Here is an 18,591-nt window from a genome sequence, read left to right on the forward strand (position 1 = left end):
TTCTGTTTTTAATGTTTTGTGTACAGACTAATACGCTTGCACTTAACAAAGTCATTCAGATGCAACAAATTGACAGTGTTTTAAACGCCAGTACTTCTAAAGTATACGAGAACCCGGAAGAATCTATTACATTAGGTATGTCTGTTTTTGAAAACTTGGATTACACAAAAAAAACAAGAACCAAAGCTTTGATGTTGATTTCTTTAGCACATACATCAAAACGTAATTACCAAAAAGCACTTGAATACATATTAAAAGCAGATGAGTTTTCTAAAGCGTTAGATGACAAAGTTTTACAAATAGAAATTTTATTTAGAACTGGAACATTGTATCAACAGCTTAAAATATTTGATAAATCTATTGAGTATCTTGAAAAAACTGAACAATTAGCACTACTTCATCCTTTACATGATGCTGTAGGAAAGTATTTAGCAAGTAGTTATATCGTTAAAGGTTTTATTTATAAAGATCATCTAAATTGTGATATCGCATTAGAATTTTTTGACAAAGGAATCAAAGAATATAAAAAACTAAAAAATGTACAAGTCAATACTAACTTAAGTATTGTTTATTATAATAAAGGGAATTGCTACACACTTCTTTATGAATACGAAAAAGCTAAAAACAGTTTTAATAAATCCATCAAACATGCCCAAACTGAAAAAGCGAATAGCCTTATAGCATTTGCCCAAAAAGGATTAGCCTCTGTTTACACAGAGCTAGGAGAGTATCAAAAATCCATCGAGCTATTAAAAACAGCATTTGAATTATCCGAAAATGTAGGAGATTTAGTTTTAAATTCTAGCATTTATAATGGTCTATTTGAAAATCATTTAGCATTAAACCATTGGGATCAGTACCAAAAATATTTAAGCCTTTATACTAAAACGCAATTAGAAATTAAAACCTCAGAAAGAAACTCAATCAGTGATTCTCTTGATGAAAACACAAAGAGACAAGATGCCTCTCTTAATAGCATAAAAAAACAATTTAACAACAAGTTCAAATGGTTTTTTATAGCGCTTCTATTTATTGTGATTTCTATATTTTTAATTGTAAAAAGAAACAGAAAAAACATTAAAATACTTAAGTCAAAAATTAAAAAAATACAAAAACAAGGTCTAAACCATTAAAGCAACTCAACAACTATTTATTAGTATAAATAACTGTATTAAAAACGCTTACACCTTTATTTTAACTTTCAAATTTCAGTAATTAACAAAGTACTTAACTTTCTTTATGGAATAAGTGGTTGTATATTTATAAAGTTAAATGTCTTTATACACCAGAAACCACCAAAAAATGAAAAATAAGTTACAATCTTCCCTAGAAACACTGTATTGTTTTGCTATTAAAAACACTTCTGAAGGGGCTAACAATTCATTGAACAAAAACATAAAAAAAACAAAAATTGTTACGGTTTTACTTTTTTCGTTCTTCCTTTTATTTTCAAGTAAAGGATTTGCGCAGCTAACAGAAAATTTTGATAGTGGTATTCCAGCTACTTGGACTATTTTCGGAAATGGAGTTGGGACGCAAACTTGGTCTACAACTACAGATGGTTATTCTAGTACAAATGGTACGTCTATAAATCCGAGTGCAGATAATATTGGAGATCAAAATACTGCCGAATATTTTTTAGTAACACCACAATTTGCTGTACCAACAAATGGCGAAATTCATTTTTATACAAAACAATCAAGTGCTGTAGATAATGGAGCAGAATACGAAATACGCATATCTACTGCTGCTCAACCTGATATTAACGGTTTTAACATACCACTTCAAACTTATACTGAAACAACACTAAATACTGGTTCTCAAACTACTTTTGAAAAAAAGGTTATTGAAATACCTACATCTATTCCTGCTGGACTAAATGTTTATATTGCTTTTGTAGCTGTTAATACCCAAAATGGAACGACACCTACTGGAGACGAGTGGTTTGTTGATGATGTATCAATTTTAGAGGGTTGTACAGAAGTTTTAAATGCTGATGTGACTATTGATGCCATTACCATTGAAGGTGCTGAAGTTACATGGTCTCATCCTACTGCAACAAATTTTGAATTACAAGTTTTACCTGAAGGTGGTATTCCTGCAGGAGCTGGAATTCCTGTTTCTGGAACAACATACACTTTAATGGGCTTAGACGAAGAGACTTCGTACGATGTTTATATTAGAGCTATTTGCGATAACAGTACTGAAAGTGAATATTCTGGACCATATAACTTTCAAACTCTTAAACTTGGATTATCCTGTATTACTCCTATTGTTGTCCCAGACATTTCAACAACTCCATATGTTTTAGTAGATAATTTAGATGATTGGACAAATCCTAACGAAGTTTACACAACCCAAGGAACTAACTGTATCGCTGGAACATCAACAACAAATTATTTAAATGGAAATAAAATATTTTTAACCTATACTCCAACACAAGATGGTTTGGTAACTTTAACACAAACTGTTAATGTAGAAAGTGGAGGTGGAACAGATAATTGTTATAATGCAAGAAGTTCAATATTTGTTTATGATAGTTGTGCAGACGTAGGAGTTAATTGTATAGCTGGTGGTATAACAGACTCAAATAATCCTCAAAAAATCCTTCCAAACATATTAGTTACAGCAGGACAAACCTATGTAATTGTAGTATCATCAGAACTATCTACTACAGCTGGAATCTGCTTTTCTTTAGAAATAACCAGTCCAACTTGTGCTCCTCCTGGAGATATAGTTTATAACAACTTAACAGAGGACAGTGTAAGTTTTTCTTGGGATAATATTGGTGGTTTTGCAGACACTTGGGAGTATATGGTTGTTCCAACAGGATCTGGAGAACCATCAACTTCAGGAACACCAACAAGCACAAATATTGACAACGTAATAAACACTGGATTGACTGCTGCAACAACTTATGATTTATATGTTAGATCTATTTGTAGTGGTACACAAGGAACATGGAGTATTCCATCAACTTTTACTACACAATGTACTGTATTTAGCACACCATATTTTACAGATTTTGCTACTGCTACTAATACTACACCAGAACCTTGTTGGACAACTGTAGATGCAAATAATGATGGAACTACTTGGGCATTTATTGGTGGTTATGCAACTTTACAAACAAAAATTAACAATGTAACAGGTATAAGTAATGACATTTATGCCTCTCCTCAAGTTAATTTTGATGGTATTACACAAAAAAGGTTAAGATATAAACATAGAACCACACAAGGTATTTCAAGCTATTCTGTAAGATTGTCTACAACAGGTGTTGGTGTGGATGATTTTACAACTATTATACTACCCGAAACACAAATAAATAATACATCTTTTAGCGAAATTATTGTAGACATACCTCCTACAATAGTTGGTGATGTTAATATAGCCTTTTTTGTAGTACCAAATACTTCTGAAACCGCTTTAAGAGTTTCAATTGATGATGTATATATAGAAGATAAACCTGCATGTCCTGATCCATCAGGACTAAATGCACTAAATATAACAACAGATTCTGCTTGGTTAATTTGGACAGCAGGAGATACAGAAACACAATGGGAAGTAGCTGTTCAAGAAGAAGGAAGTGGTATTCCTACTGGAAATGGTGACTTAACCTCAAGTAATTTTCCTTATGCAGCTAATGGCTTAACACCTGGAACTAGGTATGAATACTATGTACGTGCTTATTGTGATGCTACTGACCAAAGCGAATGGATTGGACCATTTGAGTTTATTACTTTATGCGAATCTTATGACACACCATTTTATGAAAGTTTTAATGATGAAGATCCTGACACACAAAAATTTTGTTGGAAAATAACAGACAGTAATAATGATAGTAACACATGGACCATAAACGAAACCCAAGCAGAACTAAATGCAGCTGTAAGTTATAACGATTATTTAATATCACCTGCAATTAACTTAAATGGAACAAAAGAGTTAAAATATAAGTATAGAGCTGAATTTTCATTTTTTACGGGATCTCCTGGTTTTGGACTTGAAGTATTAATGTCTACCACAAATACTAATCCTACAAGTTTTTCTGTAATTTCACCTTTAGAAACCTTTACCAACTCTGATTATCAAGAAAAATCTTTAATAATTCAAGAGACAGGAACTGTATATATTGCGTTTAGAGTACCTTCAACATTTACTGGAAATGCTTCAATTTTAAACATTGATGATGTTAGTATAACAGATGCGCCAGCATGTCCTAATCCATCAGACTTAATTGTAGAAACAGTATTAACAGATAGTGCAGATTTATCTTGGACTGCTGGTTTTCAAGAAACGTCTTGGAATATTGTAGTTCAGCCAGAAGGATCAGGAATACCTACAACATCTGGAGACATGGTCTCTAATACAAACTATTCAGCTTCTGGATTAATGTCAAATACAGAATATGAATTTTATGTTATGGCAGATTGTGGTACAGATAACAGCCAATGGGTTGGTCCTGTAACATTTTCTACTTTATGTGATCCTTTTACTACTCCATTTACAGAAACATTCAACTCAGATTCTACAACAGAAAATTGTTGGAGAGTAATAAATAATAATGATGATTTAGAAACTTGGGAACTTGATAGTGGATCATTAACTTATGAAGGCGATCAAGCTGCAGCAATGTTTACTGGTACAAACGGTCTAAATGAAGACTGGTTGATATCTCCAACAATTACAGTTACAAACAACCAACGTTTACGCTATTATTATAGAGTTTATGATAGCTTTTTTACAGAAGATCTAGAAGTATTATTATCTACTAACGGTATTGGTTTAGATCAATTTACAACTGTTTTATATGACTCTGCTACAGATCCAATTTTAATAAACAATGTAGAATATTTAGTTAAAATAATTAATTTACCTGCTGGTATTACAGGAGATGTAAATATTGCATTCCATGTACCTTATTACGCAAGTACTAATTCATACAGAGGACAAACACTAGTCATAGATAATGTAAATATTGAAGACATACCAAATTGTCCAGAACCTACTAACATCTCTTTAAACAATATTACAGATACTGAAGTTCAAGTAGCTTGGAATGCTAATGGATCTGAAACTGCTTGGGAAATATCAGTACAACCAACAGGAACAGCAGCTCCAGTTGGAGACACAGATTCTGCTTATTTATATAACACATCAACAAATCCATTTACCGTAACTGGTCTAAATGCATCAACAAGTTATGATATTTATGTAAGAGCTGTATGTAGTGGAGCAACAGAAGCCGAATGGACTGGTCCAATTGAGGTAATTACAAAATGTAGTTTTGACAACTTATGTCAATACACTTTTGTGTTAACTAGTGATGCAGACACCTCTTCAGCACTAGAGATCTCTCAAAATAATCAGGTAACACAATCTATTCAATTTAATGGTGTCGCTGGCGAAGTCTTTCCTGTATTCTTATGTTCAGGTGTAGAGTTTACCTTGTATTTTGACACAATTGGTTCTTATGCACCACAATATGCAAATTACCAATTTGAAATATTAAATGCAGATGGAACAAGTGTATACACTAGTCCTCTTGGTTTAGAACCAAAAACAATAGTTTACGAAGGTTTTGCTTCTTGTGGTCCAATTACTTGTCCAGAACCTACCAACTTAACAATTAGTAACACTTCAGTATTCTCATGGACTCCAGGAGGAAGTGAAACACAATGGGAAGTTGCAATTCAAAATATTGAAAACGGAACAATCCCACAATCAGGAACTATAGTTACAACAAACTCTTACACACCATCTGCTACAGATTTTACAGATCCAAATGCTGCAACTTATGAGTATTTTGTTAGAGCAGTTTGTAGTGCAGGTGATGAAAGTTATTGGTCTGGACCTTTTGAATTTGTTAGAAATGATGATGTAACTAACGCACTTAATGTGCCTGTTAATTTAGACGAAACGTGTAGCATGTCAATAACAGATGTGTCTTTTATAAATACCTCAGTATCTACCGAAGCAATGAGTTGTATAGGAACAAATACAGGTGATGTATGGTTTAGTTTTGTTGCACAATCAAAAATACACAATATTATAGCTAATAATTACACAGGTAATTTTAGAGAAAGTGGAGGCTTCCCTCCTTACCCAGATTTGGTAATGACCTTATATAGAGAAAATAATACTGGTGGATTAGATGAAATTACTTGTAGTTATGATAATGTTATTACTGCAATGTACTCTTCAGAATTAATTGTTGGAGACACCTATAAAGTAAGGTTAACCAAAGTAAGTACAGAAGACACTCAATACAGGTTAAGTTTATGTATCAACACGCCTCAAGATTTATGTTTTGTTGACACTGTTAATGGAGACTTTGAAGAGCCTACTTTACAATCTTTAAGCGGAGTTGGAACAATAGTAACAGTTAATTCTGTTCCAGGATGGAGACAAAATTTAGATTCAACAAATGGATTATTTATGTGGGAATCACTTAATGCGCCTGGATTTGAACCCTATGAAGGTGGTCAATCTGTTCAAATATTAACAGACCAAGGTGTAGTAATAGACCCTAACGACCCTAATATTAAAGGTCTTTATAGAGATTTTGATACTTCAGAAATTACTTTATTTGATTTTAGCTATGCACATCTTGCCAGATTTGATGGTAATACTATCCAAGTATTTGCTGGACCTCCTAGTGGTCCTTATGTAATGATAAACGAAAATTTAGGTATAACACAAGGATGGTCTATGGTTACAGGAATGTTTGATGTCCCAGCAGGACAACCATTGACTCGAGTTATTTTTAGATCAAAAGATAATGCTATAGGTAACGTAATAGATGTAGTCAATTTTGTGGCCAACAATCAAATAATAACTCAAGATTTTGTAGTAGATTGTACAAATCCTATTGCAACAATAGAAGCTGAAGGTGCTGGAACATGGGTTCCAAGTGCAACTAATCCTGGAGCAGTAACTTTTAACGATGCTACTAGTAGTGTAGCTTCTATATCTGACTTTGTTCAACCAGGATTATATACTTTTACTTGGCAAACACGTTATTGTTCTTATGATTTAGAAGTTACTTATAATGGTGTTGGAGACGTACCTACGGTTCAAACTCCAATAGAATACTGTTTAAATGATACAGCTCAACCACTTACAGCCACACCAAATACAAACTACACTTTAACTTGGTATACACAAGCAACAGGTGGTACAGGAAGTGCAACTGCACTAACTCCAGATACATCTATAGCTGGAAGTACATCCTATTTTGTTGCTTATCAAGATATAAATGGATGCGAAGGACCTCGCGCAGAAATAATAGTTAATATTAATCCTGCAATAACACCAGAATTAGCTTTTAGTTATGCTGCAACTTGTCAAATTGCAGATACTAACCCGATGCCTTCACTAAATACTGGGTTTGCAACAGGAGGTACATTTACCTCTACAACATTAACGGTAGATGCTACAACTGGAGAAGTTGATATAGCTTCAGCTACAGCAGGATTGCATGATATAATATATACTTATAATGGAGATGTAACTACTTGTACAATTGCTGGTACTTTTACTGCTACAATCGATTTTACAGCAGCAGTAACTCCAGTTACTAGTTTTAATTATGGAACAAGCCCATTCTGTTTATTAACAGGAAATTCAGCTTCACCTAATTTAGACGCTAATTTTGCAACTGGTGGTACTTATAGTTCAACTACACTTACAGTTAATGCTACAACTGGAGACGTTGATTTAACTACTGCAGCAACAGGAATGCATGATATCGTTTACACCTACGATGGAGACGTTACAAACTGTATAGAATCTGGATCCTTTACTACTACTATAGAAATGGTTTCAACTATAATACCTATAACAACGTTTACTTATTCAGAAAACTTTTATTGTTCTAATAATGCTAATATAACACCTGATTTAGATGCAAACTTTACTACTGGAGGTGTATTTAGTGCAGAAACAGGACTATCAATAAATATAACTACTGGAGAAATTGATTTATCAACAAGCACTACAGGTAACTATACTGTTTCTTATACTATAACAGAAGATATACCAAACTGTACCGAAGCTAATTCAAGTAGTTTTATGATTTCAGTTTTAGAATCTTCAAACCCAGAAACGACTTTTGATTATGGTAATGATGCTTTTTGCTTATTAACAGGAAACACTGTATTACCTAATTTAGCTACAGGGTTTACTAATGGTGGTGTCTTTAGCTCCACAACCGTAACGGTTGATGCTAATACTGGAGAAATTGACTTAACAACTGCAGCAACAGGAATGCATGATATTGTTTATACTTATAATGGTGATGCAACCAATTGTATTGAAACAGGACTATTTACTACATCAATAGAAGTTATAGCAATTACACCTTCAATAACTGACTTTACTTATACAGATGATGTGTATTGTGCAGATAGTATGAATATAATGCCAGAATTAGATACAGACTTTACCGTTGGAGGTATATTTAGCGCAGAAACTGGTTTATCAATAAATCCTAATACTGGAGAAATTAATGTAGCGTCTAGTAGTTTAGGAAATTACGATGTTACTTATCAAATTACTGAGGATCTAGTAAATTGTATTGAAGGCAGTGTTAGTACTTTTAACATAACCATTCTAGATACTATTGAAGTTGTTATAGAAGGAGAATGTAACGGAAGTGATTATATATTAACTGCTTTACCAGACAACAATTCTTTTGACCCTAATGATGTAACTTATTCTTGGAGTGATTCAAACGGTCTTATTTCTGGTGAAAACTCAGACACATTCAATGTTACTAATTATACAGATCAAAGCACAGGGTTTATTACTCCAACACAAATTTCTGTAACAATTAATTTTGGAGGTTGCTCAACAACACAATCTTATTTAGTTGAAAGATCTGCTTGTAGAGATATTCCTAAAGGAATTTCGCCAGACGGAAATGGTAAAAATGATACTTTAGACTTAACAGGTTACGGAGTTACAGATATTGCAATATTTAATCGTTATGGAAAAGAGGTATTCTCCTTTACAGGAAATTACACTAAGCAATGGTATGGACAAACTAACAAAGGAAAAGAACTACCTGTTGGAACATACTTCTATAAAATAAATAAACAAGACGGAACATCTTCAACTGGATGGATTTTTATTAATCGTGCAAACTAATAATTACCTTTTTTTAAACTAAAAAAGTATAATATAACTTAAAGATGAAAAAAATATATTTCACAATAGCCATTAGCCTTTTTATTATACTAGGTGTTAATGCACAACAAGACCCTCAATATACACAGTATATGTATAATATGAGCACTGTTAACCCTGCTTATGCTGGCTCTAAAGAAAACCTGTCTTTTGGGTTATTATATAGATCACAATGGGTTGGTATTGACGATGCACCAAAAACAGCAACTTTCTCTGCACATAGTCCTATTGGAAAAAATGTTGGAGCTGGTTTATCAATTGTTTCAGACAATATTGGTCCTGTAGAAGAAAATAATATTTATGCAGATTTCTCTTATACAATTAATTTAGGAGAAGATCGTCGTTTAGCTTTTGGTTTAAAAGCAGGTGCAACGTTTCAAAGCATTGGCTTATTTAGCGATATTGGAAATGGGTTTGTAAATGATGCTAATGACGAAGCTTTTAGTCAAAACACAAGTAATACGCTTTTTAATATTGGAACTGGTGTTTTTTATTACACAGATAATTATTATGTGTCTTTTTCAATACCAAACATGTTAAAAAATAGTTATTTGGACGCGACTTCAAATGGACAAGAATATACTTTTGGATCAGATGTTTTACACTATTTTTTATCTGCTGGTTATGTATTTAATGTTTCAGAAAATACAAAATTTAAACCTTCGTTTTTATTAAAATCTGCATTTAAAGCACCTTCATCTTTAGATCTTTCGGCTAATTTTTTGTTTTATGAAAAATTTGAACTTGGAGCAACTTACCGTTTAGACGACTCCATTGGAGCTATGGTAAATTTTGCTATAAATCCAGATATAAGAATTGGCTATGCATATGATCATATTACATCAAATCTAAGTTTTGGTACATCCAACTCACATGAATTGATGTTGTTATTCGATTTAAATTTTCCGAAAAAAGTATCTATTTCACCTAGATTTTTCTAACCATAAAAAGTATTTAAAAATGAAAGAATTTTATAGTCTTTTATATTTGTTATTGATTACAACAACAAGCTTTGGACAAACAAAAAAAACAGAAACAGCAGATAAATTGTTTAACAGTTATCAATTTGTTGATGCTATAGAAGCGTATTCTAAATTAGTTCAAGAAAACAAAGCTGACAGTTATGTTTATAAGCAATTAGCAGATAGTAACTACAATATTTTTAATATTGAAGAAGCATCAAAATGGTATGCTAAAGCAACAGAATCTAAGCAAGACGCTGAAACTTATTATCGTTTTTCTCAAGTACTAAAATCTCTAGGAGATTATGAGTCTGCAAGCAAACAAATGGCTGCCTTTTCAAAATTACTACCTAATGACCAACGTGCTATAGAGTTTCTTAAGAACCCAAACTACGTGCCATTATTGCTTGATAGATCAAAACTATTTGAAATAGAAAACACTAATATAAACGATGACAAACAAAGCGATTTTGGAGCAGTTTTGACTAATAATAACGATTTGTATTTTGTAAGTACTAGAAAAAATTCTAAAAGAAAAGATAGTTGGACTAATCAACCTTATTTAGACATTTATAAATCAACACTTAATGATGATGGATCGTTAACAGATCCAGAAGAAGTAGAAGAATTAAACACATTATTTCACGATGGTCCTTTAACTATAAGTGCAGACGGAAAAACTATGTTTTTTTCAAGAGATGGTCATAGTCAAGGAAGTTCTAAAAAGTTAAAAGGAAACAGAGTTAAGTTAGCACAACAAGGCTTATATAAAGCAACTTTAATAGAGGGGAAATGGAGTAATATTACACCTTTACCAATAAACAGTAAAGACTATACAGTAAGTCACCCAAGCTTAAGTTACGATGGAAAAACACTGTACTTTGCATCAAACATGTCAGGTGGTTTTGGAGATTCTGATATCTGGAAAATCAGTGTCAATGGAAACTCTTATGGAGAACCAGAAAATTTAGGAACCGAAGTTAATACAACTGGTAAAGAAGGTTTTCCATTTATAAGTAAAAATAATGTCCTGTATTTTGCTTCAAGCGGAATTCAAGGTCTTGGTGGGTTAGACATTTTTAAATATGATTTAAACAAAAAAAGTACAGCTATAAACCTGGGAAAGGGAATAAATACTAAAAGAGACGATTTTGCTTTTAGTATTGATGATTTAAAGGAAATCGGCTTCTTTTCATCAAACAGATCTGGCGCAGATAATATATACAAAGCATTTCCTATCTGTAAATTTCAAATCATTGCAAAAGTAAAAGACAACAAAACTAATGCAAAAGTTTCAAATGCAGTTGTTACTATTTTAGATAACCAAAACAATATCATTAAAACCAAAACAACTACAAATAAGGGTCAAGCATACTTTAATTTAGGGTGTGATGATTATACACTTTCAGTTTCAAAAGATGGTTATGAAACTACAAGCCTAAACATTGAAAACTCTAAAGTTGAAAAAATAGAATTAGAAGCATTACTTAAACCTATTCAAATTGAAGTAAATGAAATTATTACAGAAACAGAAGTAAAGCTTGGTAATATTTATTTTGAATTTAATAAAAGTAATATTACACAACAAGGTGCATCAGAATTAGATAAGCTAGTTAAAATTATGAACGATTATCCTAACATGAAAATTTTAGTGCAATCACATACAGATACTAAAGGAAAATCTGCATATAATTTAAATTTATCTGAAAGAAGAGCTCAAGCAACGGTCCAATATTTAATATACAAAGGAATTGGTAGAAACAGACTCTCTGCAAAAGGTTTAGGAAGTTCTACTCCAAAAATAGATTGCATGTCAAATTGTTCAGAAGAAGAAGATGCACAAAACAGGCGATCTGAATTCTTAATCATTGAAAAATAAAAGTCTTGCTTTTTTAAAATAAAATGATGTTTTCAAGTAGGAATTTATCAAATAAAACTGTTTTGTAGATAAAGCTTTTACAAAAAAAAGTAAATTGCTTAAACTAGGTTTGAATAAAAAAAATTGAAGTCATTAATATTTTGGCTTCAATTTTAAAATTATATAAATGAGGAAGATAATATTTTTTGGTTTTTTTGTTTTATTGTTTACACAATTAAACGCACAACAAGAACCTAATGATTGTGTAGATGCTGTAACTGTATGTGGTAACGGAAGTTTTATGTCTAATGCTACTGGGTCTGGTGATGATTTTGAAGTTAATGCATGTAGTGGTTTTGAACATAATTCGTTATGGTTAGAAGTTAATATTGTTCAGGCTGGAACACTAGGATTTGACTTAATCCCTAATGACCCAAGCACACTTGTTGATTATGATTTTTGGGTTTATGGCCCAAATGCAGTATGTTCAAACTTAGGTAACCCTATTAGATGTGCTACTACAAATCCAGATCAAGCTGGATTAGCAAACAACCTAACAGGAATTAATGGAAGTACTACTTTAACACAAACAGGTCCTGGTGCTAATGGTAATGGATATGTTTTTTGGTTAAATGTTAATGTTGGAGAATCTTATTTTATAGTTATTGACAGACCAGCTGGAGATGGTGGTTTTGAAATCCAGTGGACTGGAACTGCTACAACTGGAACAGGTGCTTTTCCTACTCCTCCTACTGCAAATCAAATTGATGACCAAATACAATGTAGTAGTACTCCTGATATTGGAATTTTTAATCTTAATGGTTTACAAAGTAGTATTAACTTAGATTTAGTAAATAATACTATAGAATTTTATGAAACCTTAGCAGACGCTACAGATGGCATTAATCCTTTACCTGGTATTTATGCAAACACATCAAACCCTCAACAAATTTATGCTAAAGTATATTCTGGCGGAACAGATTGCTATAGTTTAGTTGACTTTAACCTTATTGTTTCTCCTATTCCTAGTGCAACCTTAGCTGTTTCTAATCTGGCGATTTGCGAAGGTGATAATGTTACATTTACAATTACAGGTACTCCTAATTCAACCATACATTATACGGAAAATGGAGTTGCTCAAAACATTTTATTAGATACAACAGGAATGGGTGATATTATACAAACACCTACAACTGATGTAACTTTTGAGCTTGTTGATGCTCAAATATTAAATAATTCTGGTGTAATTATTTGTTCTCAAACTCTTGCAGATACTCAAACCGTTACAGTTACAAATAACACAATACCTACAATAATTAATAGTTCACCTATTTGCGAAGGTGAAGATGGTGAGTTACAATTTTCTGGAGACCCTAATGCTATTATAGCATATAATATTGATAGTGGTTCAAGTCAAACTTTTAACTTAGATAACACAGGTGATTTTACTTTAACTATTCCAGCTTTAATTTCTAATACAGATATTGAGATTGTTTCAGTAACAAATGCCTTAAACCCAAACTGTGTAACAGCAGTTAACTCTACCGAAACAATTATAGTGCAAACCATAGATGATGCTTCATTTACAATGCTACCAACTTGTGATGGAGGTGTTACAGATATGGTTACTACTTCAGGTGGAAGTTATGCATTTAATCCAACACCAACTGATACAGCAGTTATAGATTCTACAACGGGAACTATTACAAATGGTGTGTCTGGTACTACTTATACCGTTGAATATACTACTAATGGGACTTGTCCTGCAATTAGTATTGAAACAGTAACAGTTTATACTGCTGAGGATGCTGCATTTTCTGTGATAGAAAATTGTAGTGGAGCAACAATGAATATTATTGGTGATATGGGTGGAGTATTTACTTTTAACCCTATACCAACAGATGCTGTAAATATAGATTCTGCTACAGGAGAAGTTACTAATGGTACATCTGGAACGACTTACACAGTAGAATACACTACTACTGGTCCTTGTCCTGAAAATAGTTTCCAAAATGTTACTGTTTTAAATCAAGATGATCCATCATTTACCGTTTTAGCGGATTGTAATGGAGGTACTATAGATTCTGTTGTAACACCAGGTGGAACTTATGTGTTTAATCCAGCTGCTACTGATGGAGCAACCATAGATTTAGCTACAGGAACAGTTACTAATGGAGTATCAGGAACCTCTTATACTATTGAATATACTACAGCAGGAGCTTGTCCAACAATAAGTACACAGCAATTAAATATACCACTATCTGATGATCCATCATTTACAATACAACCAACCTGTGATGGAGGATTTGTAGATTCAATAACAACTCCAGGAGGTACTTTTACATTTAATACTCCTCCAACAGATGCTGCAACAATAGACGCATCTTCAGGTTTAATTACTGATGGAGATTTCGGCTCCACCTATAGTGTTGATTATACTACTAATGGACCTTGTCCAGAAACAACTAATCAAACAGTAACAGTACATTTAGGGCCTACAGCTATAACACCTACTCCTTTAGAAGTATGTGACGATGGTACACCAGACGGATTTACATCTATCGATTTAAGTTTAAAAAACAATGAGATTTCAGGAGGTAATCCAGTCTATTCTGTTACTTATTATGAATCACAAGTAGATGCTGAAGCTGGAATCAATGTATTATCAATACCTTATACAAATATAAGTAACCCCCAAATTATATTTGTTCGAGTAGAAGACACAACAACAGGTTGTTTTACAACAACTACATTACAATTAGATGTACAGCAAGCACCAGTAGCTTTTACACCAGCAGATTTATTATTTTGTGATCCAGACAGTGATGGTTTTGGGGTATTTACATTAACAGATTCAGAAGCAGAAATTACAGGAGGAGTAGCAGGATTAACAGTAACGTATCACGAAACATCAGCAGATGCAGACAACAATGTTAACCCATTAACTAGTCCATACAATAACATTGTAGAGGATATGCAAACCATTTATGTACGTGTAGAAAGTGCAACGATTTTAACAGCCTGTGCTACATTTGTAGACCTAGTCCTAATAGTCAACCCAACACCACAAATTACAGATCCAAGTCCATTAGAAGTCTGTGATAATGATGCAGACGGTATTGCCACCTTTGATTTAGAATTAAACAATCCAGAAATTCTAAACCAATTAGATGCAGATGCAACAAATGATTTAGCAGCAGCAGATTACACCATTACGTTTTATACTACAGAAGCTAATGCAGAAGTACCCCAAAACGCCATAGCAACACCAAACGCTTATATTAACACAACACCAAATATGCAAACTATTTGGGTACGTGTAGACGATAATACCAATGGATGTGAGACGATAACCAGTATGGATTTAATAGTAAATCCATTACCAGTATTAGTACAACCAACACCATTAGCTTTATGTGATTATAACAACCCAGGAGACGAGGTGGAAGCTTTCAACTTAGAAGATGCTAATGCAGAAATTTTAGCAGGACAAACAGGTATCACATTAACCCATTACCTAACACAATTAGGAGCGGATACTGCAGATCCAGCAGATCAAATTTCTAGTCCCTACACTAATGTTGTTAACCCACAAACAGTATATATAAGAGCAGAAGACAATGTTACAGGATGTGTTAGTACTATAACCTTAGACTTAAGAGTTAACCCAATCCCATCACCAGTAGTTAATCCTACACCATTAGTAGAGTGTGATGATGATAATGATGGGTTTACCACTTTTGATTTAGACAGTCAAACAGCAACAATACTAAATAGTGAGCCAGATGTAAGCATCAGTTACCACGAAACATCAGCAGATGCTGCTAATGATTTAAACCCATTAGTAAGTCCATACACCAATATTGTAGCCTATAACCAAATGATTTATGTAAGAGCAGAAAACGATCTTACAGGTTGTATCACAGTAGTTATATTACCACTAGAAGTACAAGACTCACCAGTCGTACCAGTTGTATTGGACGATTATATTGTCTGTGATGATAACAATGATGGCTTTAATCAATTTGATTTTGATACCGTTATGACACCACAAATCTTAGGGACACAAAACCCAGCAGATTTTGTATTAACCTATCATACAACATTATTAAATGCAGAAAATGGAACCAGCCCAATAGTCAATACAGGCAATTACACCAATGCCACTAATCCACAAACTATTTATATCAGATTAGAAGGCATAGCCAATGGATGTGTAACAACAGGAGAGTTTATTATCCGTGTAGAAGCACCACCAGTAATTGTACAACCAACACCATTAGCAATTTGCGATGAGTTAGATGCAAATTATTACGAAAACAATGATGACATGGCTACGTTTGATTTAACGGTTAAAAATGACGAAATCACAGCAGGTAACGTCAGTTGGATAGTCACTTATTACGAAACTCAAGCAGATGCAGATGCAGATGCAAACGCCATAGCAGACCCAACGATGTATACTAACATGATGGTAGGAACCAATCCAGCCAATCCACAAACAGTATATGTAAGAGTCACAGATGCAGACACAGGATGTTTCAGTTTTACAACCCTAACCATACGTGTGTTACCAAACCCAACACCAACACCAACACCAGATAATTTAGAGTTGTGTGATGATGTTAATGTAGTTGGACCAAACGATTTAATAGAAATCTTTGACCTAACCACCAATGAAGTCGCAACCATTAATGGAGAAACAGGAGTAAGTGCAAGTTATTATACAGATTTAGATGAAGCCCTAATGGGAACTAACCAAATCGTAGATCCAACGATGCATAGTAATGAAGATCCAGCCAATCCAGGTGCAGCCATTACTCCACAAACTATTTATGTACGTGTGACTAACGGAACAGATGCAATGGGAACCGCAGGAACAGGATGTTACACCATTGTAAGTTTTGACGTTATAGTCAACCCATTACCAGTAGTTAGCCCAATAGAAGATTATATCTATTGCGAGTTATTTAACGATGGACAATACGGATTTGATTTAGACAGTAAAACAGACGAGATTTTAAACGGACAAGACCCAACCATTTTCACTGTAACCTACCATGAAACACAAGGCGAAGCAGACACATCAATGAATGCCTTAAGCAGTCCATATACAAACACAAGTAACCCACAAACTATATTTGTAAACATTACCAATACAGTAACTGGATGTGATACTACCACAACGTTTAATATAGAAGTCCAAGAAGCCGCACAAGCCAATCCAGATATGGCACCAATCGTGTATGAGATTTGTGATGACAATATGGAAACTGATGGAGACACAACAAATGATAGTGCACAGTTTGATTTACTAACCCAAAATCCAGACGTATTAGATGGACAAGATGCAGCAAACTATATTGTAAGCTACTATGCAACACAAACAGATGCAGACGCAGCAACCAATCCATTACCATTCTTGTATGAAAACACTGTAAACCCACAAGTTATTTATGTACGTGTAGATAATGATATACAATCAGTAGGACCAATTAGCTTAGATTTAGTCGCATTAGGGACAACAGGTCTAGATGTCAATGGAGATGGAGCAATAGATACAATAGATACAGATGGAGACGGAGTTTTTGATTTACTAGACGTAAACAACGATATGGTTTCAGATGGATTTGATAACGAGCCAGACGGAATCATAGACTTTATAGACTTAGATGGCGATGGTTTAGGAGATCTAGTAGACTTAGATAACGATGGAGTAGTAGATAACGGAATAGACAGTTCAATCTGTTATGAAACCGCAGAAGTTACTTTACAAGTTAATCCATTACCAGAGTTTGAAATAGAAGACAGCTACTTACTATGTATCAATACTAATGGAACAGAGGTAATCAATACACCAGTAATAGACACAGGACTAAACACAACAGACTATACCTTTGAGTGGTTATTAGAAGGCGCAACCCTTACGGGAGAAACCGGAAGTAGTTTAACACCAACACAAGGCGGAAATTATACAGTAATCGTAACAGATGTAACCACAAGTGGAGTCACAATGTGTCAAAACTCAGCAACCACTTTAGTAGAAGAAAGTGAGCCACCAGTAATAGAATATGAAGTCACTACAGAAGCATTTGCAGACGTACACAACATTATGGTAACAGCAACAGGAAATGGGATTTCAGCCTACGAGTTTCAGTTAAATGATGGTGTTTGGGAAGCAGGAGTATTAAATACAGACGGAAGCTATACTTATACATTTACAGATGTAGCAGGAGGCGATCATATAGTAACAGCAAGAGACATTAATGGATGTGGAGAAAGTAGCCTGCCAGTAAGTGTAATGGACTACCCACACTTCTTTACACCAAACGACGATGGCTTTAATGACACATGGAATATCTACGGAATCCAAAACCAACCAGATGCAGTAATTTACATCTTTGATCGTTACGGAAAGTTATTAAAGCAACTAAGTCCAACAGGATTAGGATGGGACGGAACCTTTAACGGCAACCCAATGCCAACAAGTGACTATTGGTTTACCATAGACTATAAAGAACCAAACGACTTAACACAGCAAAAACAATTTAAGGCGCACTTTACCTTAAAGCGATAAGC

The 18,591-nt window shown here is 33.7% G+C and carries 5 protein-coding genes; all 5 read left to right on the plus strand.

Annotated features, from left to right (window positions below; genetic code table 11):
- Positions 1–59 precede the first annotated feature (59 nt).
- The 5 genes from SJY17_RS02125 (at position 60) to SJY17_RS02145 (ending at position 18,589) form a co-directional block, all read left to right on the plus strand.
- Entirely contained in the window at positions 60–1,133 is a 1,074-nt protein-coding gene (locus tag SJY17_RS02125; RefSeq protein ID WP_397363808.1) for a tetratricopeptide repeat protein, read from the plus strand.
- A gap of 169 nt (positions 1,134–1,302) precedes the next feature.
- The gene (locus SJY17_RS02130) at positions 1,303–9,153 is read left to right on the plus strand and encodes a choice-of-anchor J domain-containing protein (RefSeq protein WP_397363809.1); all 7,851 of its coding nucleotides are present in this window, start codon (positions 1,303–1,305) and stop codon (positions 9,151–9,153) included.
- 44 nt (positions 9,154–9,197) lie between these two features.
- Positions 9,198–10,133: a type IX secretion system membrane protein PorP/SprF gene (locus SJY17_RS02135; RefSeq protein WP_397363810.1), complete on the plus strand. Its 936-nt coding sequence runs from the start codon at positions 9,198–9,200 to the stop codon at positions 10,131–10,133.
- Positions 10,134–10,152: 19 nt separating this feature from the next.
- Positions 10,153–12,033, plus strand: coding sequence for an OmpA family protein (locus tag SJY17_RS02140; RefSeq protein WP_397363811.1), 1,881 nt, complete (start codon positions 10,153–10,155; stop codon positions 12,031–12,033).
- A 166-nt stretch (positions 12,034–12,199) separates the two neighbouring features.
- Complete coding sequence (locus SJY17_RS02145; protein WP_397363812.1) at positions 12,200–18,589, plus strand: T9SS type B sorting domain-containing protein; 6,390 nt, start codon at positions 12,200–12,202, stop codon at positions 18,587–18,589.
- Positions 18,590–18,591: the final 2 nt, after the last annotated feature.

The organism is Olleya sp. R77988 (assembly GCF_044594215.1).
Lineage (GTDB): Bacteria > Bacteroidota > Bacteroidia > Flavobacteriales > Flavobacteriaceae > Olleya.

Bases quoted from the DNA above. Each gene is read 5' to 3' on its own strand.
- SJY17_RS02140 (WP_397363811.1), top strand. From the start codon at position 10,153: ATGAAAGAATTTTATAGTCTTTTATATTTGTTATTGATTACAACAACA.
- SJY17_RS02145 (WP_397363812.1), top strand. From the start codon at position 12,200: ATGAGGAAGATAATATTTTTTGGTTTTTTTGTTTTATTGTTTACACAA.
- SJY17_RS02130 (WP_397363809.1), top strand. From the start codon at position 1,303: ATGAAAAATAAGTTACAATCTTCCCTAGAAACACTGTATTGTTTTGCT.
- SJY17_RS02125 (WP_397363808.1), top strand. From the start codon at position 60: ATGCAACAAATTGACAGTGTTTTAAACGCCAGTACTTCTAAAGTATAC.
- SJY17_RS02135 (WP_397363810.1), top strand. From the start codon at position 9,198: ATGAAAAAAATATATTTCACAATAGCCATTAGCCTTTTTATTATACTA.